Raw genomic sequence first — 373 nt, 5'->3', positions numbered from 1 at the left:
TCGGAACGGTTCGACCTCGCGGTCCCGCCGCTGCTGCGGCTGCTGCTGGTCCGCCTCGGCGAGGACCGCCACCGGCTCATAGTGACGTTCCACCACATCCTCATGGACGGCTGGTCGATGCCGATCGTGCTCAACGAGCTGTCGGCGGTGTACGCGGCAGGCGGCGATGTCTCCGTGCTGAGGCGGGCGGCATCGTACGGGGAGTATGTGGCATGGCTGAACCGCCAGGACAAGGAGGCGGCGCGGGCCGCCTGGCGGGCGGAGCTGACCGGGACCGACGAGCCGACGCTTGTGACGCCGTCGGACCGGACCCGGACCCTCGTACTGCCCGAGCATGTGATCGCCGATCTTCCCGAGGAACTCACGGGTGCTC

Annotated in this window: 1 protein-coding gene; it reads left to right on the top strand. The window is 69.4% G+C overall.

Going from position 1 to position 373, the window contains the following annotated elements:
* Positions 1-30: 30 nt before the first annotated feature.
* Positions 31-373, top strand: a 343-nt coding sequence (locus FF041_RS24720) for a condensation domain-containing protein (RefSeq protein WP_323392621.1), incomplete at its 3' end; no start/stop codon positions are given.

This window comes from Streptomyces jumonjinensis (assembly GCF_009600885.1).
GTDB classification, from domain to species: Bacteria; Actinomycetota; Actinomycetes; order Streptomycetales; family Streptomycetaceae; genus Streptomyces; species Streptomyces jumonjinensis.
Note: the sequence above shows the minus strand (reverse complement) of the source record. Positions and strands in the feature narration are given on the sequence as shown.